Source organism: Methanocaldococcus villosus KIN24-T80 (genome assembly GCF_000371805.1).
In the GTDB taxonomy this organism is placed as follows: domain Archaea; phylum AGJL01; class Methanococci; order Methanococcales; family Methanocaldococcaceae; genus Methanocaldococcus; species Methanocaldococcus villosus.
Window position 1 is genome coordinate 1,072,412 of the sequence record NZ_AQUK01000001.1, and the last position, 16,097, is coordinate 1,088,508.

Annotated in this window: 18 protein-coding genes; 16 read left to right on the forward strand and 2 right to left on the reverse strand. The window is 28.4% G+C overall.

The annotated features are described in order from the left end of the window. The first annotated feature begins 40 nt into the window (after positions 1-40). The 3 genes from larC to METVI_RS0106165 are packed head-to-tail and all read left to right on the forward strand — an operon-like array spanning position 41 to position 2,971. Positions 41-1,147 carry a nickel pincer cofactor biosynthesis protein LarC gene (gene larC / locus METVI_RS0106155; RefSeq protein WP_017981125.1) on the forward strand — a complete coding sequence of 369 codons (1,107 nt, stop codon included), beginning with the start codon at positions 41-43 and terminating at the stop codon, positions 1,145-1,147. A gap of 13 nt (positions 1,148-1,160) precedes the next feature. Beyond that, positions 1,161-2,549: a selenocysteine-specific translation elongation factor gene (gene selB / locus METVI_RS0106160; RefSeq protein WP_004594666.1), complete on the forward strand. Its 1,389-nt coding sequence runs from the start codon at positions 1,161-1,163 to the stop codon at positions 2,547-2,549. 2 nt (positions 2,550-2,551) lie between these two features. Continuing rightward, on the forward strand, positions 2,552-2,971 hold the full coding sequence (locus METVI_RS0106165) for a hypothetical protein (RefSeq protein ID WP_004594664.1): 420 nt from the start codon (positions 2,552-2,554) through the stop codon (positions 2,969-2,971). On the opposite strand, the gene METVI_RS0106170 is transcribed toward METVI_RS0106165, so the two are convergent. Continuing rightward, complete coding sequence (locus tag METVI_RS0106170) at positions 2,963-3,253, reverse strand: Sjogren's syndrome/scleroderma autoantigen 1 family protein (protein WP_004594663.1); 291 nt, start codon at positions 3,251-3,253, stop codon at positions 2,963-2,965. The genes METVI_RS0106165 and METVI_RS0106170 overlap by 9 nt on opposite strands. A 175-nt stretch (positions 3,254-3,428) precedes the next feature. Here METVI_RS0106170 and METVI_RS0106175 point away from each other — a divergent pair, with 175 nt between their 5' ends. The 11 genes from METVI_RS0106175 to flaJ all read left to right on the forward strand — a co-directional run bounded on the left by METVI_RS0106175 (position 3,429) and on the right by flaJ (position 12,459). After that, complete coding sequence (locus tag METVI_RS0106175; RefSeq protein WP_017981126.1) at positions 3,429-4,094, forward strand: flagellin; 666 nt, start codon at positions 3,429-3,431, stop codon at positions 4,092-4,094. A gap of 36 nt (positions 4,095-4,130) precedes the next feature. Further along, on the forward strand, positions 4,131-4,808 hold the full coding sequence (locus METVI_RS0106180) for a flagellin (RefSeq protein WP_017981127.1): 678 nt from the start codon (positions 4,131-4,133) through the stop codon (positions 4,806-4,808). A 72-nt stretch (positions 4,809-4,880) separates the two neighbouring features. After that, positions 4,881-5,588, forward strand: a complete 708-nt coding sequence (locus tag METVI_RS0106185) for a flagellin (protein WP_017981128.1) — start codon at positions 4,881-4,883, stop codon at positions 5,586-5,588. A 202-nt stretch (positions 5,589-5,790) separates the two neighbouring features. Beyond that, positions 5,791-6,216, forward strand: a complete 426-nt coding sequence (locus METVI_RS0106190) for a flagella accessory protein C (protein WP_004592844.1) — start codon at positions 5,791-5,793, stop codon at positions 6,214-6,216. Further along, positions 6,194-7,090, forward strand: a complete 897-nt coding sequence (locus METVI_RS0106195; RefSeq protein WP_017981129.1) for a FlaD/FlaE family flagellar protein — start codon at positions 6,194-6,196, stop codon at positions 7,088-7,090. Before METVI_RS0106190 ends, METVI_RS0106195 begins: the two co-directional genes overlap by 23 nt. Before the next feature lie 45 nt (positions 7,091-7,135). Further along, complete coding sequence (locus tag METVI_RS0106200) at positions 7,136-7,540, forward strand: FlaD/FlaE family flagellar protein (RefSeq protein ID WP_017981130.1); 405 nt, start codon at positions 7,136-7,138, stop codon at positions 7,538-7,540. Beyond that, complete coding sequence (locus tag METVI_RS0106205; RefSeq protein WP_004592840.1) at positions 7,530-7,937, forward strand: hypothetical protein; 408 nt, start codon at positions 7,530-7,532, stop codon at positions 7,935-7,937. The genes METVI_RS0106200 and METVI_RS0106205 overlap by 11 nt, the downstream gene beginning before the upstream one ends. A gap of 16 nt (positions 7,938-7,953) precedes the next feature. Next, positions 7,954-8,409 (forward strand): flagellin, encoded by a 456-nt coding sequence (locus METVI_RS0106210; protein WP_004592838.1) that lies wholly within the window; start codon positions 7,954-7,956, stop codon positions 8,407-8,409. 12 nt (positions 8,410-8,421) lie between these two features. Further along, a complete protein-coding gene (locus METVI_RS0106215) occupies positions 8,422-9,114 on the forward strand; it encodes an ATPase domain-containing protein (RefSeq protein WP_004592836.1) in 693 nt (230 codons plus the stop codon). Between the two features lie 15 nt (positions 9,115-9,129). After that, positions 9,130-10,773 (forward strand): type II/IV secretion system ATPase subunit, encoded by a 1,644-nt coding sequence (locus METVI_RS0106220; RefSeq protein ID WP_004592834.1) that lies wholly within the window; start codon positions 9,130-9,132, stop codon positions 10,771-10,773. Between the two features lie 9 nt (positions 10,774-10,782). Next, complete coding sequence (gene flaJ / locus METVI_RS0106225; protein ID WP_004592832.1) at positions 10,783-12,459, forward strand: archaellar assembly protein FlaJ; 1,677 nt, start codon at positions 10,783-10,785, stop codon at positions 12,457-12,459. On the opposite strand, the gene flaK is transcribed toward flaJ, so the two are convergent. After that, positions 12,443-13,132, reverse strand: coding sequence for a preflagellin peptidase FlaK (gene flaK / locus METVI_RS0106230; RefSeq protein ID WP_004592830.1), 690 nt, complete (start codon positions 13,130-13,132; stop codon positions 12,443-12,445). The two genes, flaJ and flaK, sit on opposite strands and share 17 nt — an antisense overlap. Positions 13,133-13,223: 91 nt before the next feature. On the opposite strand from flaK, the gene METVI_RS0106235 reads away from it, so the two are divergent. Together METVI_RS0106235 and METVI_RS0106240 are read left to right on the forward strand one after the other, a co-directional pair. Beyond that, a complete protein-coding gene (locus METVI_RS0106235) occupies positions 13,224-15,746 on the forward strand; it encodes a hypothetical protein (RefSeq protein WP_004592828.1) in 2,523 nt (840 codons plus the stop codon). An 11-nt stretch (positions 15,747-15,757) separates the two neighbouring features. Continuing rightward, on the forward strand, positions 15,758-16,096 hold the full coding sequence (locus tag METVI_RS0106240) for a helix-turn-helix domain-containing protein (protein WP_004592826.1): 339 nt from the start codon (positions 15,758-15,760) through the stop codon (positions 16,094-16,096). Position 16,097: the final 1 nt, after the last annotated feature.

Sequence of the window (16,097 nt, forward strand, 5' to 3'; positions counted from 1 at the left end):
GTTTTTTATTATTATTTTAAAATTTTCAGAGTGTATAATTATGTTCCTAATAGATCCTTTTTCTGGGATTAGTGGGGATATGTTTATCGCCGCTTTTTCAGAGTTTATAGATAAAAATGAGCTAATAAAAATTATAAATAAAGTTATAAATGCTAAAATAGATATTAAAAAAGTCAAGAAGAATGGTATTATAGCTAATAAATTGATTATATCAAAAAAAGATAAAAATCTTTCTTACAATGAGATGAAAGAAATAATATTATCAGCAAATATAGATAATAGAATTAAAAATCATGCTATCTCTATTATAAATATATTGGCTAAAGCTGAAGCTAAAATTCATGGGATAGATTTAGATGAAGTCCATTTTCATGAGATATCTGAAATAGACACAGTTATAGATGCTTTAGGAGCAGGGTATATAATAGAGAAGTTAAATTTAAAAAACAATTGTTACTATCTTCCAATAAACTTAGGTAAGGGTTTTGTAAAAATTACTCATGGTCTATACCCAATTCCTGCTCCAGCAACATCTGAGATTTTAAAAGGATTTGAAGTGTTCTATTATGGTGAGGGGGAGTTAACTACACCTACAGGAGCCGCTATATTAAGATATATTAATCCAACACTATTAAAAGGTAGTTTTACTTATACAAAGGTCTCTTATGGAGCTGGAGATAGAGAGTATGAACTGTTAAACACTTTAAGAGTTTTTAAGCTAAAAGATAGAGAAGAGGTTATATTATTAGAAACAAATGTTGATGATGTTTCTGGAGAGATTTTAGGATATTTGTATGATATATTAGATGTTAGAGATCTTCACATTATCCCATGTTATATGAAAAAAAATAGGCCAGGGTATTTAATTAGAGTAATTGTAGATAGAGATAAAGCTATTGAAACTGCTAAAAGATTAATGAAAGAAACTGGAACATTGGGGGTTAGGATTATTGATATAAAAAGAATTAAAGCCAATAGGGAAGTTAAAGAGATAAACTATATGGGAGAAAAGGTGAAAGTAAAAGTTTCTGATATAGATGGGTGTATTATTTCAAAGAAACCAGAATATGAAGATTTGAAAAAAATAGCTAAAAAGTATAATAAACCTTTAAAAGATATTTATAATGAAGTAAAGAAAATTCTTTAAAGGGAGAGGATTTATGATTAACATTAATATTGGGCTATTTGGCCACATAGATCATGGAAAGACTGAGTTAGCTAAAAAGCTAACAGAAATTCCTTCAACATCAGCACTAGATAAACCAAAAGAATCTAAGATAAGAGGAATAACTGTTGATCTTGGATTCTCATCATTTACATTGGATGATTATAACATTACTCTAGTAGATGCACCAGGGCATGCAGAGCTAATAAGAACTGCTATTGGAGCAAGTAACATTATTGATTTAGCTATCTTAGTTGTTGATGCTAAAGAATCTGCAAAGCCACAAACTGGAGAACATTTAATAGTTTTAGACCTTTTAAATATCCCCACTATTGTAGCTATAAATAAAATAGATATAGCCTCAGAAGAAGAAATTAAAAAAACTGAACTAATAATGAGAAATATTCTAAATTCAACAAAGAATTTAAAAAATTCTAAGATAGTTAAAATCTCTGCTAAAACTGGTGAAGGAATAGATAAGTTAAAGGAAGAGATAAAAAATCTTTTGAAAAAAATAAAAATTGAGAGAGATACAAATAGTTATTTAAAAATGCCTATTGATCATGCTTTTAAAATAAAAGGTGTTGGAACAGTAGTTACAGGCACAATACATAAGGGGACATTAAAAGTTGGAGATAATGTTATTATTCTACCAATAAATTATGATGTTAAAGTTAAAAGTATTCAGTGTTTTAAAAAGGATGTAGAAATGGCAAAAGCTGGGGATAGGGTAGGTGTGGCTTTGTTAAATGTTGAGCCTGAAAGTATTTATAGAGGCTGTGTATTGACATCAAAAGATACTAAGCTTAAAGTAGCAGAAAAATTCATAGCAAAAATTAAAGTATTAGAGTTATTTAAGTATAATTTAAAACCTAAAATGAAAGTGCATATTCATGCAGGTTTATTAACAGTGCCTGCTAAGATAATTCCTTTTAATTATGAAATTGTAAATGATAAAAAAGAAGCCGTAGTTTTAGATAATGTAAAGGCAGGGGACAAATGTTATTGCTTATTTATTTTAGAGGAACCTATTGTTTTAGAGGAAGGAGATAAAGTATTAATCATGAGACTAGATTTACCAGCAACAGTTTTAAGAATAGCAGGTTTTGGAGAAGTTATGGGGTTTAATGATATTGAGTTAAAGAGATTAATTGTAAAGGAAGGGAGAATTATAAAGAAAAAAGATAAATTTTTTGTTGAAGGATTAGCTCATTCAAAACAGATAGCTGAAAAACTAGTTGGAGAACTAGTTTATTTACCTGAAAAAGATAAATATGTTAAAATAACAGGAACATTTGGTACTAAAGGGTTATTAACTATTGATGCTGAAGGAGTAGAAGGGGGGGAAAAGGTTATATTAAAAAAAGTGAGAAAGTGGGGATAAAAATGATAAATATCATAGACTATCCATACAAAAAGTTAACAATTGAGCACAATAATGGTTTAATTCTAATAAAACTTAGATCTAAGGATGATGAAGATTATATAAAGATGAATTTAGAAGCAGCATCACTTTTAAGACTGTTTTTAGATAAAAGTGTAATTATTGCTGAAAGAATGACATACAATTTTAAAAAAAATAATATGAAAACTGATAAAATAACTGATATAGGGACAGTATTTGGTATAAATGGTAGGATGTCTGTAGGGGTTTTACCAGCTGACTGTGAAAGAATTGCTTGTATCTTACTAGGATTACATAAAGAGAATAAAGACATGTCTATAGTTTTAAAACCAAAAAAAGCTGCTCTAATGTCTTTAATAATAAGTAAAATTGTTGCTGATAATTATTTAAAATCAATATAATTCTTTTTTAATTTTTATTAATATTGCTATTGCTTCACCAATTTCTTTTATTCTGCTAATTTCATTCTCATTTTTTAATTTCTCTAAGAGATAATCAATTTTTTTATCAATAATGTCATTTTTATCTAATTTATGGCTATCTTCTAAGTTTGATTTGTTACATATTGCACAGTAAATTTTTCCATCTTTTTCAAACAAAGGAAAACCACATTTTTCACAGTGTTTGCTTAACATTTTAGCTCCTTTTAATAATTCTTCAGATGTTATTTTTATAGGATCCAACATATCACCGTCTATTAACTAATTTTATTTCTTTTATTGACTAACTACCTACATAAACACTTACAAAACCGATTACAAAAAAAGCATATATTTATGCTATTATAAGTATATTATTGAAGTGTGTGAGGTTAGGAATGGGGAATTGAAAGGATAAAACCTTTTTGGGTGAGATACCATGAAAGTAATAGAGTTCTTAAAAGGTAAGAAAGGGGCAATAGGTATAGGTACATTAATTATATTCATTGCTATGGTCTTAGTCGCTGCAGTAGCAGCAGCAGTACTCATAAATACAAGTGGGTTCTTGCAACAAAAAGCTATGGCTACAGGTAAGGAGAGTACAGAGCAAGTAGCTAGTGGATTACTATGCTCTGGAGTTACAGGACATTATGTTAAAAATAAAGGGATAGATAGAATAGTTATTTACATTACACCAAATGCAGGATCTGCTCCAATTGACTTAAAGCAGTGTAAATTATTCTTAATGTATGATGGTAAAGCTGTGTCATTAAACTTTTCAAAATACGACACTAATACTGTAGGAGATTTCACTAATGGAATTAAAGATATTTTTAATACAACAGTTGTCAAGTGGAATAATGCTGATGCTACATCATTTGTAGTTGTTGCCTTACAAGATGACGACAAATCATTATTAACTAATGCGGTTATTAATAAAGGAGATTTAGCAGGAGTATTAGTTAATGTTAGTGCTGCATTTGGTAAACATGTAGGAACAAGAGAAAGAGTTTCAGGATACTTACAACCAGAATTTGGAGCTCCAGCAGTTATTGAATTCACAACACCAGCAGCATTTACCAGTGATGTAATTGAACTACAATAAAATAACTTTAATAAAATAATCTCTGGGTGAGATACCATGAAAGTAATAGAGTTCTTAAAAGGTAAGAAAGGGGCAATAGGTATAGGTACATTAATTATATTCATTGCTATGGTCTTAGTCGCTGCAGTAGCAGCAGCAGTACTCATAAATACAAGTGGGTTCTTGCAACAAAAAGCTATGGCTACAGGTAAGGAGAGTACAGAGCAAGTAGCTAGTGGATTACAAGTTATAAGAGTATTGGGTAATCACAGTGGGGGTAAGATTAATTGGTTAGCTGTGCTAATTTCACCAAATGCAGGATCTGCTCCAATTGACTTAAGTCAAGCAACAGTAATGATAACAGATGGTACTCATAAAGTTATAGCAAAATACAATTCAACATTCTTCAATGGTACATTAAAAAATGGAGGATCTATATTTGAAGCAAAATATAATAACACAACAGCACTTAAACCACTATTTGATGATTTACCAGCAACAGCATTTGGTATAGTCGTATTACAAGATGCTGATACATCTTGCAGTAAAGATACTCCAGTAATTAACAAAGGAGATATAGTAGCAATATGTCTAAATGTTTCAAATACATTAAACTTAAAACCAAGAACAAAAGTTACTGGTGCAGTAATTCCAGAATTTGGAGCTCCAGCAGTTATCTCATTCACAACACCTGCAACATACTTAGATACTCAACACATAATTGAGCTACAATAAATTCCTTACTAAAATTTTTAATATTATTTTTAATAAAATTCTAAATATGTTAAAAATACTTGGTGATCTAATATGATAGATTTTTTAAAATCTAAAAAAGGGGCAATAGGTATAGGTACATTAATTATATTCATTGCATTAGTCTTAGTCGCTGCAGTAGCAGCGGCTGTAATTATAAATACTGCATCTAATCTCCAACATAAGGCTTCAAGGATAGGACAGGAATCTACAAAACAGGTTGCTAGTGGATTGCAGGTATTGAATGTTTATGGTTATGCTCCAAATGCTCCAAATGGTAATGTGGAGAAATTACTAATAATTATAACCCCAAATGTTGGAGATGAAGTTGATTTGTCACAAGTTATTGTTACCTTAAGTAATGGAAAGAAAAAAGTTTCATTAGTATATGGTGGAGGAAATTATACAGTGTATAATGTAACATACAATGGAGCTACAGATTTATTTAATGGTGATGGAGGAGCTTCTGGTAGTGATATTCAAAAATTGTGGAATGATTTAAACAACTCAAATGATAAAGCTATATTTGGATTAATTATATTGCATGATGATGACAGTTCTTTAAGTAATTTGGACCATCCAACAGCTAACTTTGGGGATAAAGTAGCAATAGCTATTGCATTGGACAGTGCATCAGTAAATATGTCAATAGCTCCAAGAGATAAAGTATCTGGTGAAGTTATACCTGAATATGGGGCACCAGGTATAATAGATTTCAAAGCACCTTCAACATTCACTACTAAGGTTGTAATGTTACAATAAATTTATTATTTTAAATATTTTTATAGGGGATTATTATGAACATAAAAGATATTATTAACTCAATAAAAGAAAAACTATCCTCATTAAAAGGAATAAAAAAAAAGAAGAAGTAAAAACTGAAGAAATTTTACCAGAAGAAGAAATAGTTATTGAAGAAGATGTTGGTAAATTTGAAGAGATTGAAAGAGCTATCAAGGAGTTAATGGAAACTTCTGAAAATTTAATGGCAAAAGTTAGTGATTTAGAATCAAGATTACCAAGATTAGAATCTAGTATAAATGCACTTAGAAAGGAAAATGAAATGTTAAGAATTGAAATAGAAAAAATCAATGAAAGTTTACAAGATATTATGTCCCTATATGAAGTTGTATCAAATCAAATAAATCCATTTATAGGAGTTTCAAAAATTACAGCTACAAGTTTAGAAAAATTGGAAAGATTAGAAGCTGATTACAAAAAACTAAAAAAAACTTTGGAGGAGTTGACCAATGACCTGGTTGTACTTGGATCTCTCTACTTAAGGCAGTTAAATATCAATCTTGAGGATATCATAAAAGATGTTATTGAAGAAGAGCTTGTAAAAGCAATGTCAGGAGAGGATGAGCATGATACAAAAGACAATAAATGAGCCTTCTATGGTTATATCTGAAGAAGAGTTTCTTACTGAAGATGAAATTGAAGAATATTTAGATAATCTTAGAGATAAGTTGCCTTCTTTCATTATAATCTTATTAAAAAATAATTTGAGAGGAAAGAGAGTTACGAAGAGACAGTTAGATAAAATAGTTGAAAGAGTTTCAGAAGTCCTTTCAAAAGGTAAAGAAGACAAAACTGAAGAGCTTTATAAAAAATTACAATCTCTTGAAGAGAAATTAGATACTATAATGAAATTAACTACTGTTGCAGTATCTACAAAGATCTCTGAAGAAGTGGAAGAAAAAGAAGAAATAAAAGAAGAGGTTATAAAAGAAAGAGAAGAAAAAGAAGAAACTAAAGAAGAGAAGGAAGAAGTTAAAGAAGAATTACCAACAATTGAAGAGAAAGAAGAAGAGAAAGAAGAGGAGCCTGAAATAAAAATAGAACCTGAAATAAAAGTAGAAGAAGTTAAAGAAGGTGAAGTTATGATTGAAGAAGAAAAGAAATATATATTGAATGATATTCCAGAAGATGCTGTATCTATGGCATTAGCTTTTAAATGGTTAGAATTTCTTATAAATAGAGTAGGCATATCAAATTTGCCTGATATATTAGATTTTTATAATAAAATTGGATGGATATCTAGTAAGGTGGTATTAAAGTTATTAAAATTTGCAAAGAATATGAGAGTTATGGTTGATGAAAATATAAAAGTTAGAGATAAGCTAACTCCTAGTGAGCATATAATGTCATTAATGTATATTGAAAAATTAGCTGGAGCTAAAGTAGATCCTGAAACATTAGAAATGTTAGAATTGGAATTAAGAAGAATAAAAAAATGGGTTGAAGAGTTAAAATACATCTAATAGGTGTTGAAAATGGAATTCAATGAACTTAAAGAGGTGAAGATTATGGATGCACTTACTAATGCTATATTAAATGTCCATAAGCCAAGTAAATTAGAAGATATATCTTATGATGATCCAGTAACCATTATATTAGCATTCAAATGGTTAGAATATTTATGTGAAAGAGTAGGGGTAGAAAATGTTCCTGATGTCTTAGATTTCTACTATATGCTTGGATGGATTGGAGATAAAGCTATGGCAAAGTTATTAAGGTTCTTAAAAGGAATTAAAGTTGATGAAGAAAATGTTGTTGAAGGTTCAGGGAAATTAAATATTACTGATCATATAATATCATTAGTATTCATTGAAAAGCTTAATGGAAAACAAATATCTATGGATTTCTTAGATAAAATAGAATGGGAGTTAAGAAAAATTAAGAAGGGGGCTGAGCAATTCTATGGGATTTAGCTCAATAGCAGGGACTGTAATTATGATTATAGCATTGTTAATATGTGGAGCCTATTTATATTCAGTAATAGATGAAAAAACTTCTAAAATATTAACTGCACAAGAGGAACATTTTGAATATATATATAATAAAATACATGAGAAGTTGGTAATAGTTAAAGTTTCAAAAACTCCTAATCAAACAAATATAACAGTATTAAATAATGGTTCTACAGTACTTGAACCTAGTAAGTTCAGTGTAATATTTGATGGTAATATAGTTCCTAGCAAAAATATCTCTTATAATCCTAATAAACAATACCTATTTCCTTTGGAGAATATCACAATAATAGTTAATTGGACAGAACCTCAAAGAATATGTATTGTATCAGATACCGGAAACAAGTATTATTCTTAAAATGATGGTGATTTATTTGGCTTCTAGTGGGTTATCAGAAATAATTATGTTTGTTGCTGTATTATTAATAGCTGCATTTGTGGTGGGCGTATTAACTACTTCAACTTATAAAATATCATTAAATATTGGAAAAAAAACGGATTCATTTTCTGAAAAACTTGCTCAAGATTTTGAAATAATAAATGATCCAGCAAAAATTCCAAGAGATCCTAATTTAGGGATAATTACATTATATATAAAAAACACTGGAAAAAAGCCAATAATATTTACTCCTGATTCCTTTACGGTAATAATAGATGGTAATATTGTTAAAATATATAACATATCCCAACTATCAAATCCTGGATCAGAAGAACTTTATCCTGGTGATGTAGGGGAGTTAAATGTAAGTTATAATGAGTCTAGATATCATAGAATAAAAGTTGTTCTATATAGTGGAGTTTCTAGGGTGATAGAGGGTTATATTTCATAATTTGGTGAGATTATGCAAATAGCTAAAATAGAGTTAGCAAGAGATGATCTAGATAAAAGAATTGGAGGTGGTATACCATTTAATAGTTTAGTAATTATAGAGGGTGAAGAGAGCACAGGAAAATCAGTTTTATGTCAAAGATTAGCATATGGGTTTTTACAAAATAGACATTCTGTTACTTATGTTTCTACACAATTAACCACAACAGAGTTTATTAAACAGATGATGTCTTTAGAATACAACATAAATAAAAAATTACTTTCTGGAGCTCTATTGTATATTCCTGTTTATCCTTTAATAGCAGATAATAAAAGGAGAGATGGATTTTTAAAAAAAATTATGGAAACTAAAGCTTTCTATGAAAAAGATGTTATTATTTTTGATTCTTTATCATCTTTAATAGCTAATGATGCTAGTGATGTTAATGTTAATGATCTTATGGCTTTTTTTAAAAGAATAGTGGCTTTAAAGAAAATAATAATTTGCACAATAAATCCAAAAGAGTTATCTGAAGAAGTTTTAACAATGATTAGAACTTCATCCACTATGCTAATAAAAACAGATATTATAACATTTGCAGGATCTATTAAAAATGCTGCTAAAATACTAAAGTATAACATGGCTCCTGGTACATATCAAAAAACCATAGTGTTCAGAGTAGAACCAAAAATTGGATTAGCTGTTGAAATAGCATCTGTTGCTTAAAATTTGGTGAAATCTATGGCTGAAGCTGAATTAAGAGAAGCAATGAATAGAAATCCCCACCTAAGAAGATATATTGAAAATTTTAAAAGAGTGTATTTGAAAGTACCTGATTTTATGGTATCTCTATCAAGAGAACTGAGAGAATTAAAATATCCAAATATTATATATCCTGTTGGAGATCCAATATTTATACACATATTTGGAACTCCAGAAACAAAAACAAAGTATATTGTTATAGAGCCTAGATTAGAAACTCCAGAAGAGAGATTAAAATATAAAATGATCCTTAATAAAATTTTAGAATTGGCCCCATATGAAAAAACCCCTGAATCTAATGATGAATTTGAAGAAATATTAGTTAGATTATTTAATATGGCTACAAAAGTTGTTGAACCTACTGAAAAGGAAAGCTTTATTACAAGAGTATTCAAATTTACAGACAATAGAGTAAGAATTACCCCAGAAGAGAGAAGCAAATTTTTATATTTACTAAAAAGAGACTTAATAGGTTTGGGAGTTCTTGAACCCATTTCAAGAGATCCATATTTAGAAGATATTCATGTTATTGGAGCTAAAAATTGTCATGTTGTCCATAAGATATTTGGAATGCTTCCAACAAACATTGTTTGGGAAGATGATATTGAGTTAGCTGATTATTTAAAAAATATTGGAGAAAGAATGGGAAGGCCTGTTTCTGATGCAAGGCCTATAGTTGATGGAGCTTTACCAGATGGTTCAAGAATTAATATTATATACTCTACAGATGTTTCTTTAAAAGGGCCTTCATTTACTATTAGGAAATTTACAGAAGTGCCAATTAGTGTTACACAGCTTATCAGTTGGGGAACATTTTCAGCCGAAATTGCTGCTTATTTATGGTTATGTTTAGAATATGGAATGAGTATATTTATCTGTGGGGAAACAGCTTCTGGAAAAACTACAACATTAAATGCTATCTTACCATTTATTAAACCAAACTCAAAAATCTTCTCATGTGAAGACACCCCTGAAGTCAAACCCCCACATCCTGTATGGCAACAATTAATAACAAGAGAGAGAGGTCCTGAGGAGAGTAGAGTTACACTTTTTGATTTACTGAGAGCTGCTTTAAGATCAAGACCAAATTATATTATTGTTGGAGAAATTAGAAGTGTCGAAGCTGCTGTAGCATTTCAAGCTATGCAAACAGGTCACCCAGTTTTATCAACATTTCATGCAGCTAATGTTAGAAAAATGATTCAAAGATTAACTGGGGAGCCAATAAATGTTCCTATAACATTTATTGATAACCTAAATGTTGCTCTATTCCAATTAGCAGTTTATCAAAGAGGTAAAGTTTTAAGAAGAGTGGTTACTGTTGAAGAGATAGAGGGGTATTATAAGGAAGTTGATGGGGTTATAACAAGAGCTGTATTCCAATGGGAACCTAATAAGGATAGACATACATTTACAGGGAAAAACAACAGTTATATCTTAGAAGAAAAAATTGCTAAAGCTGCAGGTTATGATGATCCAAGAGAGATTTATAATGAGTTAGAATTAAGAGCTAAAATATTAGAGGAGATGATTGCAAGAGAAATATTTGATTATTATCAAGTTAGAGATATTATTTGGGCATTCTATGAAAAAGGTTTGGAAGGTTTACCTTTCTCCATTTGAGGTGGTTTTATGATAAATTTACTTTTAAGAATTGGAATGAATCCTAGGGATTATTTATTCAAAATTTTGTTGCCTGCTTTTATTGTATCTGTTATTTTATTTATTATAGGGTTTTTATTGTTTAAAGGGATAGTATTTTACATATTTTCACTTTTACCTTCTATTATACTTTTATCAGCTTTAATTTATCCATATATTATTTTAGACACTAAAAAGAACAAAATTAATGAAAGATTACATATATTTATATCAAAGTTTGGAACACTTTCTATTACTGACTTAGATAGGAAAGAACTTTTAAAAATACTTTCACAAGAAAAGGAAGAACTTGATGAATTAGCTGAAGAATCTAGAAAACTTTATGTTTTAGTTTCTAAATGGGGTAGGTCTTTAGCAGAAGCTTGTAGGTTTTTATCTCAAAGAACACCAAGCCCAGAATTTGCTGATTTTTTGGATAGATTAGCATATGCTGTAGATAGTGGTGAGGAATTAAAGGAGTTCTTAATTAAAGAACAAGATATAGTTATGGATGATTATGCAGCATTTTACAAAAGGACTCTATATTCTTTAGATCTATATAAAGAGCTTTATGTTAGTGCGATGACATCTATAGCTTTCTTTATAGCATTTTCAGTCCTTGTTCCATTTTTAATGCCATTTGATTTTGTCTTTATGTCCACAGTAGGACTGTTTATGTTAATAGCTACACAAATGGGAGTTATTGTATTGATCAAAGGAAAAGTACCATTTGATAGATTATGGCATACTGGAAAGGAACCAAATGAAACAGATTTAAAATTAAGAAGATATCTAATTATTTCAATAATTTTAACAATATTAACTTTAATATTTTTAATTATAACAAAATTTATATTAAGAATGACACCATTTTATGATATTCCATATATGATTTTAGTAGCTATAGGGTTAACTCCATTAGCTATTATAGGGGTAAAAACTTATTTAGAAGAGGAAAGAGTAAAAAGGAAAGAATATGTTTATCCTGACTTTTTAAGATCATTAGGAGATTCATTAAGTGCTAGAGGGGGAGGTTTAAAAGAGTGTTTGAAATATCTCTCACATCATGACTTTGGACCATTAACAAGGGATATTAAAAGGTTGTATAAAAGAGTGGCTTTAAGTATTGATACAACAAAATCTTGGAGATTTTTTGGGATAGAGTCTTGTAGCTATTTAATTCAGCTTTTTTCTGATATGTTTTCAAGATGTTTATATTTTGGAGGAGATCCAAAATTAGCAGCTAATATTATTAGCAAAAACTTCCGTAAAATCATACAGCTTAGAAAATCAAAATATCAAAATGTTCAGCAATTTGTTGGGGTAATATATGGTTTAGGAGCTGGATTAGCTTTAGCATTGTTTGCTTCATTAGGAGTAGCATACATGATTACTAACCTTTACAGCTCTTTAAATATTCCTGAAACCGTCATACAGATTATACATGTTGCTCCACTAACTAATGCTAAGTTGGTAGAATATATTTTATATGGATCATTAATAATATATGCAATTATGTCATCAATTTTAATAAAAATTTTAGATGGAGGGCATAAATATTCAGCATTTTTGCATTTTGTTATAATAGTATGGATATGTTCATTAGTAGCCTATGGTACAAAACTATTGGTTTTAAAGGTATTAGGAATGTCTATGCCAATATATTAAAAATAATCTTAAATATAAGATCTCCAATAAATGGGGTTAGGATATATGAAAAAAATATTGGCACTACAAAAGGGATTTCTGGAGAAGCCCAAACTATATCATCATCACCATATTCTTCCTTTTTTTCTACATTTTTTATAATATTTATATTTCCATCTTTTCCAAGAACTACAAAATTCTTATCCTTAATATCAGAAAATTTATGTTTTTCAGCAATGAACATCATAAAGAATTCTTTAATATTTTTTGGCTTATATTTTGATATATTTTTTAAGAATACAATTATAGGTATTAAAATTATCAAAAATATAGCATTTATTAAAACAAAAATAGGGAATGTTGGTAAGTAGGGATGAGATAAGAGATAACCTAATGGAGAGGATATAGGGATATTGTATTTTGGAACTAAAGCTCCTAAACCAATTAATAACTTTCCATCTCCCCCACCAACACCTAATAAAAACATAAAATACCCTAAAAAGAAGCATATAACTATTCCAAGTATTGACTGAGTTATATAGATGAGATTGCCTGTTACAAATGTTAGATATATGTGATACATTAACCCAAAAATTATCATAGTTATCCAAATATATTCATTAATTTCTCTACTTTTAATATCACAATATAAAGCTATTAAAATGCATAATAATCCAAATGCATAATTTATCATAATCTCCAACCTATTTCGATACTTGTTGAAAAACTTTTATGCTAAATAATTTATTTTATTATAATAAATAATTATTAATTAGGTGGAAAATATGAAAGTTAGATTATTATTAATATTATTATTAACACTCACAATTTCTTATGGAGAGATTAGTATTTATAAAATTTGGACTCCATATGATCCAAATCTAGTTCCAATAATGTATATTGATATTAATGAGCCAGTATTGTATATAGGTATTGTTAATAAGGATGAGTATGCACATAATGTAGTAGTGAAAGCAGAATTAAATGGAGAAACATTTACAACGGTTCCTATATATCTTCCACCAAATGATCACATGGAAAAAATTGTTGAGCTTAGAATTCCTGTCTATGATGACAAGGTGCATAATGTTAAAGTTTCTCTAATAGAAAATGGTAAAGAGATAGTCTCAAAAAACATTCCAATAAAGTGCTATTTTCCAATAGATGTAAAAAATGTTTCATGTCAAGACTGCTGTGAATATAAAGATGGAGAAGTTTGCTATTCTAATTGGTTTTATGTAGTTTTAAAGAGTAATCCATTAGCTCAAAGTGATTATAATGCTAAAGTTTGGATAAATGTTAAAAGTGGTAATACTATTCTCTATGATGGTAAAAAAGATGCTAAAACAGTTTATATTCCATGGGGAAATGAAGTGAAGCTCTCTTTTAAGATTCCAAAGATATCATTAAATAATAATGATAAATTTACTATAGAAACATATGTAGTAGTTATGAATGTTACTCATTCTGTTGAAGGTTATGAAAAAACTGAATTAAAAAGAGATGAAAATGGAATCTACCATAAATATAATAGTTATAAAAAATACTTCTATTTCCCAGTAATAATTAAAAATATAGATGTTTATAATAAAATAGATAGAGATAATGTTGATTTAGTTAAAAAATTCTATTCAAATGTGTTAGATGAAGAGTTAGAAGAAATAATAAATAAAAGAAATTACCCAATATATGGAGAAATTCCAAGGGTGTATGTTAAAGATGAAACTACTCTATCATTTATAAATGTCACATTAGAGAATAGGTATAATAAGGATGTCATAGTAAAGTTTATTTGGGAGTATGGAAATAATAGTTATTATAAAACAATAAAAATAAATAAAAATTCTGATACTAGCTTTATACTACCAATATATTCAAAACCAGGAAATGTGAATATAAAATTCTCAGTTAATCCTATTGAAGTAAATTCATATATCTACAACACATCCTATACACTAAATGTAAATCCTAAATTAATAGCTCCAGTAATTATTAAGAAAATAATTTTACCTTTAGATCAAAGTATAAATGAAGATGTTAATGGTACAGTGTTAGTAGGGAAATGGTATAATATAACTTTAATTATTAAAAATAAATACTATAAACCATTATCTGGTTATATTGAAATATCTGATAACTTTGAAAAGGGTGTTGTTAATTACACTAAAAGGGTAGAATTTAATATTTCAGCATATGGGGTAAAGAAGATAAAAATACCAATTATTTTTTATAGAGAAGTTAATGGGGATTTAAAAGTTACTTTAAAAACAAAAAATGGGGTTAAAGATGATTGTAGAATAATACACTTCTATGCCTATCTTCCTATTGAAGTGAAAGAAGTAAAATATAATAATAGTATATTACATAAAATATCAGTAGTAGGAAATGGAGGAATATATACTTACAACCCAATAGCAGGATATAATAATACATGTATAGTTAGACTAAAAAATAAATTAAATAAAAATATTTCCTGTAAAGTTTGGGTGGAAGTATATAATAAAAATGGAAAATTAGAAGCTAAAAGTGATATAAAATTTGTTAAGTTTAAGCCAGATGAAGAAAAAACCTTAAAATTTAACTTATACTTTAATGAAGGATTTGAAGGTTATACATTAATTCATGCTGTTCCTATGAATTTGGAAAATGTTGATGTTATATTTACTCAAGGTTTAAATTACCATCTTGTACAAATTCCCAAATACTATGAAGTAGGTAGATATTCCCATCTATCTTTACTTGGTTTAAAAGTGTCTACAGCATCACATGAGATCACTAGAGTAGTATCCCCAATATCTATTAAATCACTTAAATTTGAGAATAATAAAATTATAGCTGAAATAGAGAGTAATAGTTTTCCTACAAATCTTGATGTAAATTATTGGATTAATGTAAATAATTATAAAAGTGAAAAATATAGTACAAATCTCCCACCAAAAAGTTCAAAAGTTGTAGAAATTCCTATAAGTTTAACAAGTGGTAACTATACTATAGAATTTTGTGCTGAAGTTGATAATTTCTTATCAATAGATGGAAAAAAATGTCCTATATTGATTAAGAAATATTTAAATATATCAATTTTGGAAAATAAAAGTTCAATAGCTAGTAACCAAGTTAAAATAAACGGAAGTTATCAAAATAATATAACAAAAATAAACATATCTTCTTATAAAAAAGATAAGAATAACAAAGAAATAAAAAATATCACTAACCTAACTAGTAAAAAATCAGAAACTTCTATAATTGATGCAATATTATCTCCAATAAAGGTAGTGATTGTAAAAATATTAGAAATTCTTCCAATATAAGGTGAATAATCATGAGTAGCTTAATATTTATAGATCCTATGATTATAAGATCTTTAAATAAAAGTAAACTAAGAAAAAAGATATTATACTTATTATACAAAATATATCCCTATGGTATGTATCTGTCTGAGATTTCAAGAAGGGTTAAATCTGATCCCAGTAATGTGTTAGGTTGTTTGAGAGGATTAAATGGAAGATACAATGGGCATTTCTCACTAATTGAACTAGGATTGGTTGAATGTGTAGAAAAAGATGGTATTAAAATATATAAATTGACAGAGTACGGAAAAAAAGTTGTTGAATTTCTAAAAGAGCAAGATAGTGAATTTATAAAATCCCTAAGGTGGTAAT